The following is a 19,581-nucleotide window of genomic DNA, read 5'->3' on the forward strand; positions in this document are numbered from 1 at the left end:
AAAAGTTGCGGGTGAGGAAAGAAAAGAGAAGAAAACCGTCAGATTTCTTCTCTTTAACTCAAATTAAAAGTTCTTTATAAAATTAAGGGATATATTTGCGGGTGCAGCCTGGGAGATGTTGTAGTCAAAATAAAAATTCCAGGTCGTTTCGATGCTCTTGTTATAGGAAGATACAAGACGAACCGCATTAATTGCGCTGGCAATCCTGTTAAGGATCATACCGCCGACTACAAACCTGATATTGTTGTTCCAGCCTTCGGATGACGACCAGAGTTCGCGATAGCTTTTTCGTTCGGTATTGGTAGCCCAGTTCCACGAATGAGTGGCAGTATTGTACATTTTGTTGAATCTTCCCTGTTTTGCCATGTCGTCGTTAAAATCATTTATGTTCAGATAGTTACCGATGTCAGCGTAGTAATCACCGTTTTTTGCAGACATGTTTTTCACTCCGCCATACGATTCAGCATAAGAGAAATAGTTGTCCTTTTGCCTGTCGGAATAGTATCTCATTCCCCCGTATGCAAGCCACAATCCCGCTTCTGCTATCGTAAAATATTTTCCGCTTGCATACCCTTCTGCGTATAACTCACCCATTCCGGGAAGTATAACCGAATATAGAATTGCAAGACCAACATTTTTTTTGCCGGGAGCCTGGAATGAAGGTTTCATCGGGATACTGCCGTTATCGGGCATTTCCTTCAACTTCATGGAAGATTTTAACTCCGCCAGTGACCCCGTTTCCTGGGCAGACAGAATAAATGATGATAACAAAAAAATGACAACTAATCGTTTCATTGACAGACCTTAAACGGTAATCGATTCGGTTTCAAGTATCTCACCATGGCAATGCTCTGCATCGCTTGAGAGAATTCTGAATTTGGAAAATTTGTTTGTAAATTCAGTCATAAAAGGGTGACTTATTCTCACATACTCTGAAGAAAAGCCTTTCATTTCACCCGAATTATTTGTGTTTTCAAATAAAACATCCACTTCTTTGCCGAGCACGGAAGTGTAAAAATCAGCCTTTTTCTTCTGGCTCAAAATCCTTAAAACATTTGTACGGCGCCTTCTTTCAGCAACATCAACCATACCCGGCATGTTGATTGCTTTTGTTCTGGGGCGCTCGGAATAGGTAAACACATGGAAATATGACACAGGAAGATTCAGCAGAAAATTATGAGTCTCGGTAAATTCCTTCTCACCTTCTCCGGGGAAGCCCGTTATTACATCCACACCAATTCCCAATCCGGGGATAATCCTGTTTGCTTTGTAAATCAGCTTGTCATAATCGGCAGTGTTATATCTCCTCTGCATTAAACGCAAAATGGAGGGACTTCCGCTCTGAAGCGGTATGTGAAAATGTTTAGCCATTTTCTCCGAACCAGCTGTCAGTTCCAAAATCCTGTCCGTCAACAAATTTGGCTCGATTGAGGAAATTCTGATTCTGTAATCACCCGGAACTTCAAGAAGTTTTCTTAAAAGTTTGTAGAACGACATATCAACATTCTTGCCGTAATCCCCGACATTCACTCCCGTCAATATAATTTCTTTGTAGCCCGCATCAAGGAGTTCTGCAAATTTTTCAACCGCTTTACCGGGATCCATGCTTCTGCTGCTTCCCCTCGCCAAAGGAATTGTGCAGAAGGTACATTTGTAGTCGCAACCATCCTGAATCTTAAAATAGGCTCTGGTGCGGTTGTCGGATTCACCTGAAGAGGCAAAACCAAATTCACTCGAAAGGTCTTCTGTTGGCGAAACAAAAATGCAGGCGAGATCTTTTTTCTCAAAATTCTCTATGAATGAAAAAACATCGAATTTTTCCTTGCTCCCGAGAACCATGTCAACTCCGTCAATCGCCGCAATCTCTTCCGGACGCAACTGAGCATAACACCCCGTGACGAGCACATAGGCATCAGGATTCGACCTGAGTGCTTTTCTGACTATCTGACGGCAGTCTTTTTCGGCATTCTCGGTAACTGTGCATGTGTTTATTACATATATATCAGCTTCGTGGTTGAAATCAACCACTTCAAATCCGTTTTTCAGGAATTGCTTACCGATCGAGGAGGTTTCGGAAAAATTAAGTTTACAACCTAATGTGTGTAAAGCGACTTTCTTCATTAACTATCTTAAATCTGAATCATAAATTTAACTCACAGCGGTATTCCAAAAAAGGCAGTTCTTTATATGAAATCGTACCGCGATAATAAAAAAGAGGCTGCACGATAAATGCAGCCTCTAATTACATGATCAATTAATGATCATTAATTTCCTTCTTTTTTAGGTTTTCCGGCAGCCGGTGAAACTTCAAATGTAGGGAAATCGAGATTTTCAACTTTGGAGGTTTCAGCGTTCTGGAAATCAGAAACATTAACTTTCTCAAGTTTATGAGTAGCCATGTATTCTTTTATTTCCTCTTCGTCCTTGTCTTTAAGATAAGCAACGGAGCTAAGAACGATTTTCTTGTTCTCTTTGTCGAAATCAATTACTTTAAGGCTTACTTCCTGATCGATGAGGAAATGGTTTCCAACATTCTTAACCTTGCCGGGTGAAAGCTGTGAAGTAGGAACAAATGCGTCGACGCCTTCTTCCAGTTCAACAATTACACCTTTTTCGATCAATCTTGAAATTTTTCCTTTTGTTTCAGTTCCTGTACCGTAAAGGGTTTCAAATCTGTCCCAGGGGTTATCCTGAATCTGTTTGTGACCCAATGAGATTTTTCTCTGTTCGGTATCGACAGTAAGAACTACAACATCAATTCTTTCACCTTTTTTGACAACTTCCCCGGGATGGCGAATTTTCTTTGTCCATGAAAGGTCACTGATGTGGATGAGTCCGTCGATACCAGGTTCCAGTTCAACAAATACACCAAATGTGGTAAGATTTCTTACGATACCTGTGTGTTTGCTGCCGACAGGATATTTAGCCATCAATTCATGCCATGGATCCGGTTCAAGCTGTTTCATACCGAGAGAAATTTTCTTCTCTTCAGCATCAAGGCTAAGGATTACTGCCTCGATTACCTGTCCCATTGAAACCATCTGTGATGGATGTTTGATATGCTGAGTCCAGCTCATTTCACTGTTGTGGATAAGACCTTCGATGCCTTTTTCGATTTCGATAAATGCACCATACTCGGTAAGAGAAACAACTCTGCCTGAAACTTTTTTGCCAATTTCATATTTCTCGGCAATGTTTTCCCATGGGTGCGGGAGAAGTTTTTTCAGACTGAGAGAAATTCTTCTCTTCTCTTCGTCGAAGTCGGTAACAACAACTTTGATCTTCTCATCAAGTTTAACCACTTCGTTGGGGTGATTAATTCTGCCCCAGCTAAGGTCGGTGATATGGATAAGACCATCTACACCACCAAGATCCACAAACACACCAAAATCTGTGATTGCTTTAACAGTACCTTCGAGGATTTGACCCTTGTCGAGGCTGTGTAAAATTGCGTGTCTCTGATCAGCGAGTTCTTCTTCAACGAGTACTTTGTGTGATACAACAACATTCTCGGTAGGGATATTAACTTTAACAACTTTAAAGTCCATCTCTCTGCCGACAAATGCGTCAAAGTCTCTGATAGGACGCACATCGATCTGTGAACCGGGAAGGAACGCATCCATACCCATAAGATCCACAACCATGCCGCCTTTAATTCTGCGGGTGATTCTTCCCTGAATAACATCACCACTGTCGTGTGCTGCAAGAACTCTTTCCCAAACTCTCAAGAAATCTGCTCTCTTCTTGCTGAGTACCAGGTTACCTTCCTGATCTTCAACGGATTCGAGAACCACTTCGACTTCGGTTCCAAGCTTAATGTCGGTCATACCTTCAAATTCTGAAATGGGTATCTGACCTTCTGATTTGAAACCAACATCTACTATGACATAGTCGGGCTGAATACGAACAATTTTACCCTTGACCATCTCTTTCTCTTTGACATTTCTAAACGATTCGCCAAAGAGGGATGCGAGTTCTGAAAATTCTTCCTGTGAATATTCGTCATCAAAGAAATATTTCTTTGATTTGTTAAACAAGACCTCAAGATCCAATGTTGGGGTCTTCTTTTCTTCGGACATTAATCCTCCAATGTACGGTTATTGCTGTCTGCTCAAAACTGCCAAAGGGCGCGCAGCATTATTGATTGGTTAGTGTAACATATATCTGACTAACTGCAGTTTATTGTGCTATAAAACTTCTTCTTCTATTCCAAATTTTTCTTCAATCAGCCGTTTGAAATCCCTCATCACCCAGTGGGGTGTGGAAGTGGCGCCTGTAATTCCCACGGAATTTGCACCTTCAAACCAGCTCCAGTCAATCTCTTCTTTTGTTTCGGCAAAGTATGTCCTCTCATTCACATCGTGACAGATGTGATAGAGCACCTTTCCGTTGCTCGATTTTCTTCCCGCTGTAAAAATTATAATATCATTCTCTGCGGCAAACAACTGAAGTTTCTTTTCTCTCCCCGAAACCTGCCCGCAAATTGTGTCTTTGGCGTGGTATTCTACCGCTGTCTCCTCTATCGAACCGATAACCAGAGTATCCAGTTTCTGCCTAAGAGCGTCCGCCACTTCTTTGAATTCCTGCTTGTCCATGGTCGTCTGCGAAAAAAGAACCGTCGGTTTTGTAAAATCAACCGATTCGAGTGCTTCTTCCTTGTTCAAAACGACAATGGAAGTGTTCCCCGTTACTCCGTTAATCCCGACAACTTCGGCATGATTTTTTTTACCAAATATCACAACCTGAAAACCTTTGTCAACAAATTTTCTTACCCGCTCCTGCACCTTAATCACTATGGGACATGTGGCATCCACAAGTTCGAGCCCAAACTCAAGTGCAAGCTTGTATGTTGCAGGCGGTTCACCGTGTGCACGAATCAGTACCCGGCTTCCTTTTGGGAGTTTTGGAAAATCTTCCACGGTGATGGTTTCAAGTCCAAGATTATTCAATCTTTGCACTTCGACGGTATTGTGAATTACATCCCCTAGGCAAAAGACCTTTGGTTTATCTTTCAGCGAATCTTCGGCAATATCAATTGTTCTAACCACTCCCCAGCAAAATCCGGCATTTTTATCGATCGTAACTTTCATCTGTTCACCTTTTTCTTAATCAAACCGAAATCTCAGCCCAACTGTTCCTTTTCACGCACAAGTTTTACAATATGATCGCACTGCTGTTCAAGTGTCATGGAAGTGGTGTCAATCTCTATTGCGTCATCAGTTTTGCTCAACGGTGATACTTCTCTCCCGGAATCGTATTTATCCCGTCTGATGATGCTTGCCCGGACTTCGTCGAATGACATTTTGGCTCCCTGAGCCTGAAGTTCGGAGAGGCGTCTTTTCGCCCTTTCATCAACGGTTGCTGTGAAAAAGAACTTGAAATCGGCATCAGGAAACACGACTGACCCGATATCCCTTCCCTCCATTACAACTCCGCCCTCTTTCCCCATTTCCTGCTGCATTCTGACAAGTTCTGTCCTTATTTCAGAAATGCTGCTTATTTTCGATACATTTTGATTAATCTCTTCCGTTCTTATAGCTGCAGAAACATCCTCATCATTCAGGAAGACAATGTTGCCGTCTTCGCCCGGTTTCAGCGTTATTTTATACTCCGGAAGCAGCGAAAGAAGAGCCTCTTTATTATCAAGATTACCCGTCCTTATAGCAAGAAGTGTAACCGCCCTGTACATCGCTCCGGTATCTATAAACAGATATCCAAGCCTCTTTGCAACAAGCTTTGCAGTACTGCTCTTACCCGATCCGGCGGGTCCGTCTATTGCCACTGTAAACATTTTTTTCATAGCTTGGAAATATACGGAATTTTTAGCTTTTATGCAATTTTGAGACTGCTTGAGAGTCAGTTATGACTGATAAATATTTTGATGTCTTTGAGCAGGAGGAGGCATCAGTTTATTTAACAAAAAAAGCTGTTTTTCTCAGGACTGCTTGAATTCAATCTTCAGAAATTCAAACTTCAAACTTCTGACTTCAAACTTCAGAAATTCAGCCTTCAATCTTCAGTAATTCATCATTTTGGAATAAATTATCCCGGCATCGATTCCCCCTTCACCGGAGAAATCGCACTTTTTAGGATCGCCGGGACAGCGGGTGGCACAGTAGTTTTCTGAAGGGAGAACAAATTCGGCTTTGTTTCCGACGGGTCCCCAAAGAGATGGTTTACAGGCAGGAAGAGGACAAAAAAGGGAAAGGGTATCAACCCCCAATGCCGCAGCTATGTGCATGGTGCCTGTTGAGGAGGAAATTAAAAGATCGAATATGGAAAAATTGACTATCGATTCTCTTAACAATTTACCCTCATTTATCAGCAGAATGCCTTCGGGAAGTGTTAATTCGGGAGGTAGCCGGTTATCCGTTACGACCACTTTAATTTGTGGATTTGATGCAAGAAGATTTATCAGCCTGAGATATTCACCCGCCGGCATGTTTGGAGCAGAACCGCCACTGGTTATATGCACTCCGGTTATCTTCTCACCGTTTGGTGCTGTTTCCTTTTTGAATTTCTCTGCAGTGAACCGTTCTTCTTCGCTTAAATAAATTTTTGTTGAGAATTCCGTGACTTCCCCGCCGGCTGACCTGACAAAATCGAGACAATAATCGGCTTCACTTCTCTCTTCGGCATATTTTTTACGATCCAAAGAGATGGTATTGGTCAGAAGATGGTAAAGTTTTCTGCTTGTTCCATATCTTCTTTTTATCCCTGCCAGAAAAAATGAATAAGCCAGAGTTTCATTCGGAAGAAGCATAAAACCATCGGTGAAACCGTGAGGTTTAAGAAATTTCGCAAGACTCCGGATTTTTGAAATCCCCCTTGAAAAATCGTCCCAAACGAGGATATGATCGACAAAAGGATTGTGAAGGAAAATATCCTTTGTGTAGCTTCTGACAAGTACCGACACTTCACAGCCGGGGAAACTTTTTTTCAGTTCGCGCGGAAGTGGAGTTGCCAGAACGGTATCACCGATCCTGTCGATTCTTGCGATAAGAAATTTTCGTTTGTCGCTCATTTTCCTGGAATTGCGTTATCTTTCGTTTTGAATTCTGAAATTTATGAAAAAATCAGCTAATAATGAGAAAAGCCGACTTTAATTACGTCGATCACTATAAAACCGACGCCCGTGAATTCGACTATTTTGTAGAGAGAACGGGGGCAACTGCTCATGATGAAAGACGGGTTCATGAATATATTATGTCGGAAGTTGATGTGAAACAGGGGAAAATTCTCGATGTTGGTGCCGGAAATGCATGGATTGCGGAGCATTACATCAAAAAAGGGTTTGAAGTGGTTTCGATGGATATTTCCCTCGTCAACCTGAAAAAGGCGAAGGATAAGGTACCACATCCGCTCCATTCCTGTGTCAGCAGCGACGCTTTTTCTCTCCCGTACAAAGATTCCACATTCGATCTTGTTGTTGCTAGTGAGGTGATCGAGCATGTGCACGATCCCGAAGGTTTTGTAAAGGAACTTTCCCGGGTTGTAAAGAAGGGTGGACAATTAATCATAACCACTCCCTACAAAGAAAAACTTCAGTATTCACTCTGCATTCATTGTAATAAACCCACCCCTTTGCACGCACATATTCATTCTTTTGATGAGAAGATCCTCGCTTCTTTATTCAAGGAAGTGGAGCATGACAAACTTGAATGGGAAACATTTGGCAATAAAATTCTCATTTTTGCAAGAACTTATGTTATAATGAAATTTTTTCCATTCCCGCTCTGGAAATTCAAGGATAAAGTCGCCAATTTTCTCTATAATCTGCCCGCACACATCATCGTGAAATGCACCCGCTGATTTAACTAAAATTATGGCTCTCGTTAGAAAATTCTCTCTCCCAGTTTAATTCTTCCGCCGCCTTCAATGATTTGAGCTTTATCTCTCTGCGAATTTCAGGATCACAAAGATGGTTCAGTGCCTCAATAATTTCATTTCTGTTTTCGGGATTTACATATTTTCCGACACCGTAAATATCAATAATCTGTTTCATTTGTGGAAGGTCGCTGGCAAGGACTGGAATTCCGGCAGCTACATATTCGAAAAGTTTGTTAGGCAGGGCGTAATAGTAGCTTTTGCTTATGTTCTCAATAAGGGTACAACCGATATCAGCCCCTGCAGTATATGAAAGAAGTTCATCCTGTGTTACGGTTCCCGCAAATATAACCCTGGAGGCTACACCCAACTCCCCGGCGTATTTTTCGAGTTCAACTCTGAGCTCACCCTCTCCGAGAATTATTAAATGCAGTGATTGATTCTCCGGCAGCAGTTCAATTATTTTCCTCAATCCCCTTCCTTTAACAACAACTCCCTGGTATATCAGGATTACTGCATCGTGAGAGAGATTGAATTCCTTGCGCAGATCTTTCGCTTCTGGTTTGACTGATTTTCGGGGTAAATTTCTCAGGAGTATGAATTTATAAGGGGACAAACCGTAATCCTCAATCAGGACACCGGCATCCATCATACCCGTCACGATTATTTTATCGCAATCCTTTATATATGATTCTTCAATAAATGAAAGAAGCGCCTGAACATTTTTCTTTCCTGTCAGTCCCGCAAGATAGCGGAAAAGTTCTCTGGAATCATAAAAAAGCGGTTTACAGCGGAATTTTGCAAAAAAGGAGAGGAAAGGCAGATTGTAGATATCGGCGGCAATGTACAAATCGTATTTGTTAAAGAGCAGCTTAAGGATGACAGTAAAGGCAAATTTGAGATAGAATCCTGCGGATGATTTCCCTTTTGTCAGTTTCACGACGGGGATATCACCCCCCTGTGGACGGTCGAACCAGTCAAAACTGACAGTATCCACATCAAAACCCCTTTCAATCAGTGAGGTACAAAGATTCCTCGCCCTCGTATCGTAATTGATGTTTCCAAGAAAGGAGATTAAAATCCGGCGGTTATTTCCTGAATCAGAGATCAATTTTCAGTGTGTTTCTCATTACTGTTCTTGCGTCAAACTTCTCCTTGAATTCTATAAGATTCATGCTCGGAGTCATTGGATTTGCAGCTTTGGTATCCTGCGAAACGCCGATATCCACATATTTATAGCCGCTTTCTGTTGCCCACTTCACCACTTCATACATAACCCGTTGAATCGGCTTCATGTGATCATATTCGTATTTGAGCATATTGTAGAAACAAAGAGTCACCTGCTTGTTGGTGTTGAACATCAGACTCCCGCCAATGGGATTGCTCTTGTGGTAGACCATGAAAAGTTTCATCATCCCCGGCATCAGTTCATTTATTCGGTAAATATCTTCAAGGGAATGAGTAGGTTTAACATTGTGTCGTGCTTTGTTTTCGATCAAGATGGGATAGAATTCATCAAACTTTTCGTTGACCTCCACATCAAGCCACCCTTCCTTAAAGGTTTTTCTGATGTTTCTTCTTGTAGTGGGTGCAAATTTCTCCAAAAAATCCTCGGAGGGATCGAGTTTTATGCAGCTTGAAATATAATGCAAATCGTATTTAAATCCCCGCCACAACATTGCAAAATCGAGACTCTGGTTCCTGGTTCTTTCATAGATATCAGGTGCCGAGGTCAGGATGTAACCTTTGAATCCCTTTTCTTTACCGTATGCGATCAAAAGATCGATCATGTCGAGTGCCTCTGCAAACCGGATATCACCCGTAACCAGAGAACCGTAACTGGCCCCGATTGGTGATTCAAAATAACCGTCGGGCATTATTCTTCCCGGGAGAACGGCTTTAATGTTCCCTCTTTCAAGGATTATCAAATGATTGTATGAGAATTTTCCGGGGGTGTGGTAATCAAAAAATATCTGTTTATGAAATACCGTTCCGTTATTTGAAGTGTCAACAAATCTGTCCCAGCGCTCTTTCCATTCGGGACTGTATTCTATTATTTCCATTTTTCCACAAGTATAAATTATCGAACTTTTAAAAATATGAATTTTTAAAATAAAAAAGCCCCGGATAAACCAGGGCCGGATACATACGGGAGATCAATTTCTTATTTGGTAAGGTCGAGCAAACCGTTTTGGGAATCACCGTAAGGCGAATTTACAAAGCCATCGGCTTCGCTGTCGTTAACCCACTCTTTACCATCGAGTACATATCTGAACTGATAAACTGAACCTGTCGGAATTTCAGCTACTAAAGAAAATGAACCGTCTTTTTTGAGTTTGCTCATCTGATGTGCTTCCTGATTCCATCCGTTGAAATCACCTACCACACTGGCTGACTCAAATGGTTTGCCGATTTCTTTAGCTATTCTAAATGTAACCTTGCAAACCGGTTCACTCTTCAAAAACTGTTTTTTAACAGACATTCATACCTCGAAAACTTGTTGAGTAATATTAATTATCAAAATCTTTGATTCAAATATAGGGGCTCAAACACCTTCATGCAAGAAAAAAAGACCGTTCGGGCGTCCGACCGAGCGTTTTTTAGATAATTTTACCCTCTTTTTCGCTCGTTCGGGCACCCGACCGAGCTGTTTTGATGCCTTCGACCGGGAAATACCGGGTGTTTCTCGATCCCGTTCGGGCGTCCGACCGAGATATTCAGTATATTCGCGACTTAATTACTCCGGTAATGATGCCACTTTACACAACGGAAACCGGATTTGATTCTGTGAAAATTCAACTAAATTAATTGACTCTTTTTCAGTAAATTTTGGTTTGTATTTAATAATATTTTCCGGAAAATTAATGGCTTCTGCTCCAAAGAAACACAGTCTTGTAACTGCCATCACCGTAACCATCTCGACCATGATTGGAACGGGTGTTTTTACAAGCCTTGGCTTTCAAGTTTTTGATATTAAATCGGTTCCCCCGCTTCTTGCATTATGGATTATCGGCGGTATAATTGCAACTGCAGGAGCCCTCACATACGGTGAGTTGACCTCGGCTTTCCCAAGATCGGGAGGTGAATACAATTTTCTGTCAAGATTGTATCATCCAATAGTGGGTTTCCTTTCGGGATATGTCTCTGCCACTGTTGCGTTCGCAGCTCCAATCGCCCTCGCAGGTATGGCACTTGGTACTTATTTCGGCGGTGTTATCTCTGATAAAAATGCACCTGACTTCGAATCGGTGAAATTGATGATTGCTCTCGGGGCGGTTCTCCTCATGACTATGATACATATTATAAAAGTGAGCATCAGCGGAAATTTCCAAAAATATATCACCTCTCTTGTGGTTCTGCTTATAGTTGCATTGATTATGACAGCGTTTATTTTCGGAAACCCGACTCAGCTCCCCTTTCTCGGTTTCGATTATGACTTCAACGCCCTGCTTAGCGCACCTTTTGCTGTTTCACTTATATATGTATCTTATTCATATTCTGGCTGGAACGGTGCAGCTTACATAACCGAAGAGGTCGAGAATCCAACCCGTAATGTACCTCTCGCTCTTTTTATCGGCACAATGATTGTTATGGGATTGTATGTACTCCTCAATTTCTCGTTCCTCTACATGGTACCGGTTGATCAGTTACAGGGACAGATTGATGTAGGTCTCCTTGCAGCAAAACACATTTTTGGTGATTACGGTGCTGTAATAGTGGGTCTCCTCATTTCCGTCTGCCTTCTCTCGGCAGTTTCGGGTATGACATTTATTGGGCCCAGAGTCACCCAGACAATGATGAAGGATGTAATCCCGAATATTTACAACAGATTTAAATTCCTCAGCAAGGAAGTGCCGGTTGTCCCCATCATCTTTCAAAGTCTCGTAGCTGTTTTTATGATAGTTACCTACACTTTTGAACAGGTTCTCGTATATATCGGTTTTACACTTAGCCTCTCGACCACGGCAACAGTGTTCGGAATTTTTATTCTCCGCACAAAGTTGAAACATATACCGAGGACATACAAGACATTCGGATACCCTTTTACTCCAATACTTTTTATTCTTTTTGAAATCTGGATGCTTACTCACATTCTGATGGATAAACCCGAAGAATCTCTTGCAGGATTGGCAACAGTTCTCTCGGGTATCGCAGTATACTATATTGCAAAACATTTTAACACAAAATTCGAAAATCAATAAACAGGTAAAAAAAGGATGAACTCAAATATTTCATCGATAGTAAAAAGGATAGTTTCCCTTAATCTGGTGACACTTACCCTTATCATATTTCTATTCTCGGGCTGCAACAAAACAGCATCAACCACCCCCGTAAAAGAGGATTCGACCAAAGCGAAAACCGAAACACCTGCTAAAGAGGAACCAAAAGCAGGCGTTGACCTCTCAAAATATGACATGCAATACAATGACATGGCTAAAATTCTTGGCGGTTTCGAAGTTTCGGCTTCTTCAAAATTCTTCAAACTGACAGAAGAAAAAGCATGGAAGAACCATCAGAAATTCTTCACTTCCAAGTGGGCTAATCTTCAAAAGGAAATTCTTGATTCAGTTGAATACTGGGCAAAGACGGAACTGGCCGATTTCGATCCAAAAGCAAAAACAGTTTTCTATCCTTTTGGCGGACCCGATTTCCTTTTCGCACACGAGTTTTTCCCGAACGCAAACACCTACATATTGCAGGGGCTCGAACCCGTCAACAAACTCCCTGAATCCATTAAGGCAAATGATCCCAGCCTTGCAACCTATCTCGATGACCTTCAGGGTTCATTAAGAATTCTTACAACCCGCGGATACTTCATTACAAAGCAGATGAGCAGCGATCTCAGAAAAGGCGTGTTCAGAGGCGTTATCCCTGTCTTTTTCCTCTTCATGGCAAGATCAGAACTTACAGTCCTTGATGTTAAATATATAACGAGTGAAAAGAACGGTGACTTTAATCTCGACGAAAGTCAGCTTGTTTCAGGTGAACAGCTTAAAGGTGAGGCTAAGGGTTGCGTCATCTACTTCACCGATAAAGATCAAAAAGAAGTTAAGAAACTTTACTACTTCAGCACAGACACCCAGAATAAATCATGGGCGAACAGAAAGAACCTTCAGAAACTCGTGACCGATAATTCACCTGTTATCTTTTTCACAAAAGCTGCATCATACCTTCTCCACGGAGAGGATTTCGCTTCACTTCGTTCATTTATTCTCGAAAATGCAAAATATCTCGTACAAACTGATACAGGTATTCCCGTTAAATTCCTCGAGAACGGACAGTGGGACATGACCTACTACGGCACATACATCAGACCAATTGGCGACTTCCCGTGGGCTTATCAGGCAGGAATGAAAAAGATCTACAGCGAAACAGACAAAATTAAACACATGCCTTTTGGTATTTGCTACCGCTGGAAAAAAAGCGAGTCGAATATCATGAAAGGTATCAAAAAGTAGGCTCGGGGAGATAATCCCTTAATCATATTACTATTCCACAAGAAGTACGGACTGACAACAGCCATTACTTCTTGTGGATTTTTTTTGCGGGTCGGTGATATGTTATACCGGTAATTCAGCAGGATCAGGCAAAATGATTCTCGATAACCGGTATTCGATTGTAGAATCTATCCTAATGCGTAAAGATATCCATCTCTGCTTGAGCAATAGACAGTATCGTTCCAAACAACGGGTGTAGCCTCAAAAGAAGTATCTGAATGAAATGTTTCGAGTTTTTTCAACTTGACACCATATTCAACACCGGCAGCATTCTTTGCAGTCTCACCATCCCCTTTTTTCCCTTTCACAAATTCCATCTGAACGAGATGAAGTCCGTTGTAGGTTGGGGCAACTATCTTGTTTCCGCTGGTAATGATCGGTGTACCAATCGAAGGACCGACATAAATTTTTGCGAGAAGTTTTGGGACAGCACATTTCTTTTTGTTGAGGGTATCGAGAGTGGTCTCCCCTGAAAGTTCGTGCTGACTTCCGACATACAGATTGCCGTCAATTGCCAGTGTTACCCAGATTGCTGGATATTCGTTGTTGGGATTGTATTCATCGTTTATTGCGGCAGTTCCAATAATTCCACCCTGCCATTCAGCTACGGTTGTGTTTTTGGTCGGGAAAAACCATTCTACAGAATCTTCAGCAGGTTTGGAAGGATCAAGTTTAAGAACCCCGCCTTTTCCCGGAATATACTGTTTCTCGATCGTGGCAATAACTTTATTATCCTTCGTTACAACCGTTGAGCCATCAATATCAGAACCCGTATAGTAATCGTAATCAATTGCCATTTTCTTTATATCGATTCCATAGATATGACCCGCACCGGAAGCTATAAATAGTCTGTCTCCCATTCTTGCGGGACTCGCTTCAACCACGATATTATTGCCGTGCTTGGCTGCATCAGAATCTTCAAAAAGTTTTACTTTACCAAGAACTTTGGGCTGATTTATTCCATCCAGCATGGCTGCATCACTTATTTTGCTGCTGAGGAAGAATCCGAATCCGCTCTCAACGGCATTAAACAACATACCGTCACCAAGATACAGGGGAGAACTGTCGTTGTCACGGCTGTAACAGACACTTTTCGGGACATTAAATTTCCAAATTTCCTTCCCTGTCCGGTAGGATATTGCCCTGAAACTTGGGATGACCTTGCTCCCCTGAACACTGTTACCATTCCCCAAACGGCTTCCCTGAAGGAGGACAATACGATTTGGTTCGGCTGCAGTGGTATCGATATAAACAGAACCCGCTCCCTTCATAATATCATCATTCTTGTATTTCCAGACTTCCTTTAAGCCATCGGCTTCGAACTTCCTTAAATACTGATCATAACCGCCGAGAACAAGCATAACTTTTCCCGCCTCCAGGTAAACTGTAGGTGTGCCTGTCCAGCCGGCTCCGCAGAATGATTTTCGTCTGCTCCCGACTGTTGATTCAGAGCATCCGAGCCTGAACTTTGATTTCATCTTAAGCCTGCTGACATCACCCTTGCCATAAAACCGTCTGCACTCATTACCGAGGAAAGTTGACATCAACACTTCTGTATCACCGTCAACCCACGGATTGGGCGGAAGTTTTGGTTTGTCGTCTTCTGCTTTGGGAATCTGTCCGTTCCCCTTGCTGCAACCAAGAATTGATATGCTGCCTGCTCCGGTAGCCGTTACAGCGGTGATTATTCCGAGTGCTCTTAAGAAATCTCTTCGTGTTGTCATTTTACAAATTTATTTATTGAAATTAAAAATGAAATTTACGAAAGATCAGCGAGTTAAAAAGTGGTTTTGAAGCCAGCCAATCAAATAAATTGCACCTCCGGTTAACAGACCAATTATCATAGGTTCAATCTGTGCCAAAAATGAATCTGCCGGTAATTCGCTTCTGATTATAATCCAGATCAAACCGGAAACCGGAATAAAAATCAACTGAAAAATGGCAAGTCCTTCCCCCTGTTTGAATTTTTTGAAATATGCACCTGTGATCAGAAAAATCAGCGCGGGAACAAACAACGAACCAATATAATACCAGATATCAACGATGGAACGCAGAGTGAGTGAAAGTATAATTGCAATCAAAGTGGACAGGATCATTCCAATGGCACTATATCGTTTGAGATGGAATTTTTCATTCGGTATTAGCTCCCTGACGATATCATTCGAGAATGTTACCCCGCTCAGAAATATGAAGCTGTTGAGAGTGGTATATACTGTTGCAAAGAGGGAAGCCAGAAATAGTCCTTTGATCCCGACCGGTAAATAATTGGCAGCAAGTTCAGGAAAGGCAGATACCGGATTCTGCAGATCAGGCAGTAATGCCCGTGCAAAAAGTCCCGTGGCATTTGTGAAAAGATCGAACAGTGCCCAGAGCGCAATCGAGATCAGGATCCCCTTTTTCGCAACTTGAGCTGTTTTAGCGGCATAAACCCTCTGATGAAAACCGGGATCGGCAATGGTCCATGCTGCTACAAGATACCACACCAGCAGATAAAAGAAGCTGCTTCCGCCCGTAATTGACAGGTGTTCCACAGGCAGTTTCTGTTCCAGAAACGGCATTCCGCCATGCGTAATGAAAAGCCATGTACCGGCAGCAATGAAGCCGGCAAACATGAAGAAAAAAAGAAAGACATCTACCTTGATGTTCGATCTAAATCCTCCAATCGAGAGATAGATGATTAATGGTACTGGTATGACGAAGAGCATCAGATCAACGGGCACATCAAAAATTGTTGCGATTATTTGTGCCGCAGTGAGCAGGTAAGGTGCGGGGGAAGTTATGGTGAAAATCAGGATTGAAGCGACAATCGCAACTTTTTTATTGTATTCGATTCGAAGTTTGGCAGGAATCGAGAGCAGTCCGGTCGCCCTCACTTTCCCCGCAAATAAAAATGCGAAAATGAAAGCAAAAATATAATACGGCAGTCCCTGCGTAAACCATGAGGAAATGCCGTATCGGTATGAATACTCGCCTATACCAAGAATTCCGCCGTACCATGTGCTTACATTTACAGCTACAAATGTAAAGAGACCCATGTTACGGTCACTGACAATATATGAGTCAGCCTCACCGGTCGACTTTCTTGAAGCAAGGAAACCTGTACCGATCGTCACCAGAAGGACAAACGATATTATGATTAGATCAAGCATATCCGTAAAAATAGCCTGCCATTATCGCCTTTCTTGCATTCCTGATCAGAATTGCAGTGCCTCCCTCGGCTGTTACCTCAAATTTTTCCTCCAGAACTTCATTACTCGTTCCGTCCCTTACACCAAAAGGTAACACCTCTCCGTCCAATGGATATTTCAATCCTTTTGTAGTTATTCGGGTATTTGAATCGAAACCATAGATTGATACCGTTTCTCTCCGGAATCCTTCAATTTTCAGCGTACCTGTAAAGACTTCGAGGAGTGACTTTTCACTGTAGATAAAAATCCTGATTTTATCGCCATATTTAAGAGCGAGTCCAATGTTATTAAGCGAATGATCCAGCCGGTCACCCGTCACCCCGAGCAGAGTACACTGAGTGAACCCGTTTTCTATGGCGAACTTCAGACATTTTTCGACATCTGTATCGTCTTGTCTCTCAATTTTAATCACCGGAACTCTGTTTTTGTAATGATCAAGAATTGATCCATCTACCGAATCAAGATCACCGATAATATAGTCGGGTACACCACCAATATCATAGGCAACATTTGCGCCGCCATCGGCACAAATAAGGACAGGAAATCCGTTGTCAAGAAAGAAACTGAGATCACCCCTTGTTGGGGGGCGCCCATTTGCAAGAATAACACACCCTTTGGTCATTATAACTCCATCTTTAAAGTTGTCATGAAGTTTCTGCCCGCTGCAGGAAAGAAGTTATCCCATCCAAATCCATTCATCAAATATTTTTTGTCGAACAGATTATTGATTTCAAGGACAAATTTCAATCTCGCCCCGTACAGGTTATAGTTGATTCCTGCACTGAGATTTGCAACGGAGAAGGGGTCGACAGTTACTTCCCCGACCTTCGCTCCATCAGGATTCACTGAATTATCGGTGTACTGGGCTCCTGTAAAGTTGAAACTTAACGAGGTGTGGAAATGCGAGCTGCCATATGTCAGTCCTCCATTAAGAATAATTTCAGGTGCATTAGCGATAAAATTACCGTTCCGGGGAACAGGATTTCCGAAACTGTCATATTCTGTGAAATCAATGAACCGGTTACGGCTGAAATTACCGTTAAGATTTAAAACAAATCCCCATGGGAGGCGGGCAAATCCTTCGAATTCAAGACCGTAATGGAGGGTTTTTGCTGCATTTCCAACCCGAGGTTGACCAAAAACATCGAGACCCCCTGAAGGAACTATTTCATTTTCGAAATTCATATAATAGAGATTAACCGATCCGTTTATTCCGGAAAAGGCGAACCGCGAACCCAGTTCGATATTTAGAAGTGATTCCGGTTTTACAAGCGGGTTATTGTAGTCATAAGTCCCGTCCGGTTTCTTCTCAAACTGAGGAACCACTCCCCAACTAGCCGATTCCGCTTCATACAAATTCTTAAGGGGTGGCTCTCTTCTTGTGAGCGATAGTGAAGTGTAGAGAGATATTTTGTCGTTAAGTGAAAAACTGATTCCGAGTTGCGGGTTCAGAAAAAAGTATGGGGTTGTAAAATCATTATTAGCATACTTTTCCTCATAGAGCCTGTACTGCTGGTAGATTGATTGAACCCGTGCAATAAGGTCAATCTTCTCTGTCAGCCTGCTCTGAACACCAACAAAGGCAGAATAGATATTCTTTGCACCTTTATACTCATAGAACTTCCTGTTCCCTTTCTCTCCGACCACATCAGCCGGCAAACCGGTACCCGATTCGATTCTTCCCCAGTGCAAGGAACGGTGTAGTCTTATCTCACCACCAGCCATCAGTTTTCCACCCTTAAACCTGTATTCGACCGATGGCAACCACCCAAACTGGTCATTGTCCACAAATGCCCTCATCATAACATCGCCCGGAATTGTAATTGACGGATCGAGTCTGAAATAGTCATTTGTACCGTAGTTCGCGCTAAAATCAAAAAATCCGTCACCTGACAGGAAAAAGAGGGTGTTCTTGAGCCAAAGGTCTTTACCCAGATTAATATCATGTACCAGTGAGACTTGCGGCTGGTTAAGCACCTCCCTGTCGCGTGAAGTGGCACCGTAATTATATTTTCTGGAGACTTCGTCACCATTTGCAGATTTACTGATTCCGTAGAACGCCAGACCGTCCTCCTGAGGTCCGCCGTAGGCATTTACTGAAAGTGTCTGAACATCGTCAAAATAGGATGCACTGACAAAATACCGCCAGAATTCAGACCAAGACCAGTCTCTGTACCCGTCACTTGTAACTCGGCTCCCTCTCACCCTTATCATGAACCTGTCTGCGAGAATTCCACTGTTGGCACTGAAGGCGTATTTCGTTGTGTTAAAACTTCCCTTGCCAACTTCAAATGATACACCCGGATTCACAAGTGGTTTGTTGGTTACAAGGTTTATCGATGCTCCGATCGCCGGTGGACCATAGAATGAGATACTTGAACCTCTTTGTACCTGCACATCCTCCAGCGAGTTTGCAAGATCGTAAAAATTGATCCAGTAAACAGAGTGATCTTCGGGATCATTCTGTGGAACTCCGTTAATTAATACCGAAATCCGTCTCTGGTCAAAACCCCTTATTCTTACATAGCCGTACCCTATACCCGTTCCGGACTCTGAGTAGTATGAAGTTGAAGGAAGTGTATTAAGGATGGAAGGGATGTCTCTCGTTATCGAAAGTCGTTCAATATCGAGTTTTGTGAGATTTGAAAAGGAAATGCTGCTCCCCTTGTCGCCTGCACGGGTACCGCTCACGATTACTTCGGGAATCTCCACCAGGTCTTTTTTCATTGCAATTTGGAGATTGAGCCTGTCGCCGGAGATTAATACCACTCTACGCTCGGTCTTAAAACCGACAAAAGAACAAATAAGTCTCCATTCACCCGGAGGGATCGATTTGAGAATAAATTTCCCCTCCTCATTTGTCACACCAGCGAGCGGCAACTCTTCAAACTTAATCACAGCTCCCTGCAGTTTCTGTCCGGTTTCCTCATCCACCACATCCACTTCCAAAACCGAGGCAACCTGCGAAAATGCAACGAGTGAAAAAAAGAAAAAACTAAAAAACAATCTGTACATCTGTTTACCTGTATTTAAAATGAAAAAGCCGTTTTTCAGAGGGGTAACTGAAA

16 protein-coding genes are annotated in these 19,581 nt (G+C 42.4%); 3 read left to right on the top strand and 13 right to left on the bottom strand.

The window, feature by feature from the left end:
* Nucleotides 1-63: 63 nt before the first annotated feature.
* The 6 genes from LCH52_06590 to LCH52_06615 form a co-directional block, all read right to left on the bottom strand.
* Entirely contained in the window at nt 64-795 is a 732-nt protein-coding gene (locus LCH52_06590) for a hypothetical protein (protein MCA0388146.1), read from the bottom strand.
* A 9-nt stretch (nt 796-804) separates the two neighbouring features.
* A complete protein-coding gene (gene mtaB / locus LCH52_06595) occupies nt 805-2,121 on the bottom strand; it encodes a tRNA (N(6)-L-threonylcarbamoyladenosine(37)-C(2))-methylthiotransferase MtaB (GenBank protein ID MCA0388147.1) in 1,317 nt (438 codons plus the stop codon).
* Nucleotides 2,122-2,264: 143 nt separating this feature from the next.
* Nucleotides 2,265-4,079 carry a 30S ribosomal protein S1 gene (rpsA, locus tag LCH52_06600; GenBank protein MCA0388148.1) on the bottom strand — a complete coding sequence of 605 codons (1,815 nt, stop codon included), beginning with the start codon at nt 4,077-4,079 and terminating at the stop codon, nt 2,265-2,267.
* Between the two features lie 108 nt (nt 4,080-4,187).
* Nucleotides 4,188-5,090, bottom strand: coding sequence for a 4-hydroxy-3-methylbut-2-enyl diphosphate reductase (locus LCH52_06605; GenBank protein MCA0388149.1), 903 nt, complete (start codon nt 5,088-5,090; stop codon nt 4,188-4,190).
* A 32-nt stretch (nt 5,091-5,122) separates the two neighbouring features.
* Nucleotides 5,123-5,800, bottom strand: a complete 678-nt coding sequence (gene cmk / locus LCH52_06610) for a (d)CMP kinase (protein MCA0388150.1) — start codon at nt 5,798-5,800, stop codon at nt 5,123-5,125.
* A gap of 216 nt (nt 5,801-6,016) precedes the next feature.
* The gene (locus tag LCH52_06615) at nt 6,017-7,024 is read right to left on the bottom strand and encodes a lipopolysaccharide heptosyltransferase family protein (GenBank protein MCA0388151.1); all 1,008 of its coding nucleotides are present in this window, start codon (nt 7,022-7,024) and stop codon (nt 6,017-6,019) included.
* 62 nt (nt 7,025-7,086) lie between these two features.
* Between LCH52_06615 and LCH52_06620 the strand changes: the two genes are divergently transcribed.
* Nucleotides 7,087-7,812: a class I SAM-dependent methyltransferase gene (locus LCH52_06620; protein MCA0388152.1), complete on the top strand. Its 726-nt coding sequence runs from the start codon at nt 7,087-7,089 to the stop codon at nt 7,810-7,812.
* Between the two features lies 1 nt (nt 7,813).
* Here the strand turns inward: LCH52_06620 and LCH52_06625 are convergent, their stop codons facing one another.
* The 3 genes from LCH52_06625 to LCH52_06635 form a co-directional block, all read right to left on the bottom strand.
* Nucleotides 7,814-8,938 (bottom strand): glycosyltransferase, encoded by a 1,125-nt coding sequence (locus LCH52_06625; protein MCA0388153.1) that lies wholly within the window; start codon nt 8,936-8,938, stop codon nt 7,814-7,816.
* Nucleotides 8,928-9,890, bottom strand: a complete 963-nt coding sequence (locus LCH52_06630) for a GNAT family N-acetyltransferase (GenBank protein MCA0388154.1) — start codon at nt 9,888-9,890, stop codon at nt 8,928-8,930. The genes LCH52_06625 and LCH52_06630 overlap by 11 nt, the downstream gene beginning before the upstream one ends.
* 101 nt (nt 9,891-9,991) lie before the next feature.
* Nucleotides 9,992-10,309 (bottom strand): isoamylase early set domain-containing protein, encoded by a 318-nt coding sequence (locus LCH52_06635; protein ID MCA0388155.1) that lies wholly within the window; start codon nt 10,307-10,309, stop codon nt 9,992-9,994.
* A gap of 382 nt (nt 10,310-10,691) precedes the next feature.
* Here LCH52_06635 and LCH52_06640 point away from each other — a divergent pair, with 382 nt between their 5' ends.
* The gene (locus LCH52_06640; GenBank protein MCA0388156.1) at nt 10,692-12,029 is read left to right on the top strand and encodes an amino acid permease; all 1,338 of its coding nucleotides are present in this window, start codon (nt 10,692-10,694) and stop codon (nt 12,027-12,029) included.
* 15 nt (nt 12,030-12,044) lie between these two features.
* Nucleotides 12,045-13,286: a hypothetical protein gene (locus tag LCH52_06645; GenBank protein ID MCA0388157.1), complete on the top strand. Its 1,242-nt coding sequence runs from the start codon at nt 12,045-12,047 to the stop codon at nt 13,284-13,286.
* Nucleotides 13,287-13,453: 167 nt separating this feature from the next.
* Here the strand turns inward: LCH52_06645 and LCH52_06650 are convergent, their stop codons facing one another.
* The 4 genes from LCH52_06650 to LCH52_06665 are packed head-to-tail and all read right to left on the bottom strand — an operon-like array spanning nt 13,454 to nt 19,528.
* The gene (locus LCH52_06650) at nt 13,454-15,049 is read right to left on the bottom strand and encodes a PQQ-like beta-propeller repeat protein (GenBank protein ID MCA0388158.1); all 1,596 of its coding nucleotides are present in this window, start codon (nt 15,047-15,049) and stop codon (nt 13,454-13,456) included.
* 45 nt (nt 15,050-15,094) lie between these two features.
* Nucleotides 15,095-16,474 (bottom strand): hypothetical protein, encoded by a 1,380-nt coding sequence (locus LCH52_06655; GenBank protein MCA0388159.1) that lies wholly within the window; start codon nt 16,472-16,474, stop codon nt 15,095-15,097.
* Nucleotides 16,467-17,135 (bottom strand): thiamine diphosphokinase, encoded by a 669-nt coding sequence (locus LCH52_06660; protein MCA0388160.1) that lies wholly within the window; start codon nt 17,133-17,135, stop codon nt 16,467-16,469. Before LCH52_06660 ends, LCH52_06655 begins: the two co-directional genes overlap by 8 nt.
* Nucleotides 17,135-19,528 (bottom strand): TonB-dependent receptor, encoded by a 2,394-nt coding sequence (locus LCH52_06665; protein ID MCA0388161.1) that lies wholly within the window; start codon nt 19,526-19,528, stop codon nt 17,135-17,137. Before LCH52_06665 ends, LCH52_06660 begins: the two co-directional genes overlap by 1 nt.
* Between the last annotated feature and the right edge of the window lie 53 nt (nt 19,529-19,581).

The sequence above is a fragment of the Bacteroidota bacterium genome, from assembly GCA_020161395.1.
Taxonomy (GTDB): Bacteria; Bacteroidota; Ignavibacteria; order Ignavibacteriales; family Ignavibacteriaceae; genus UTCHB3.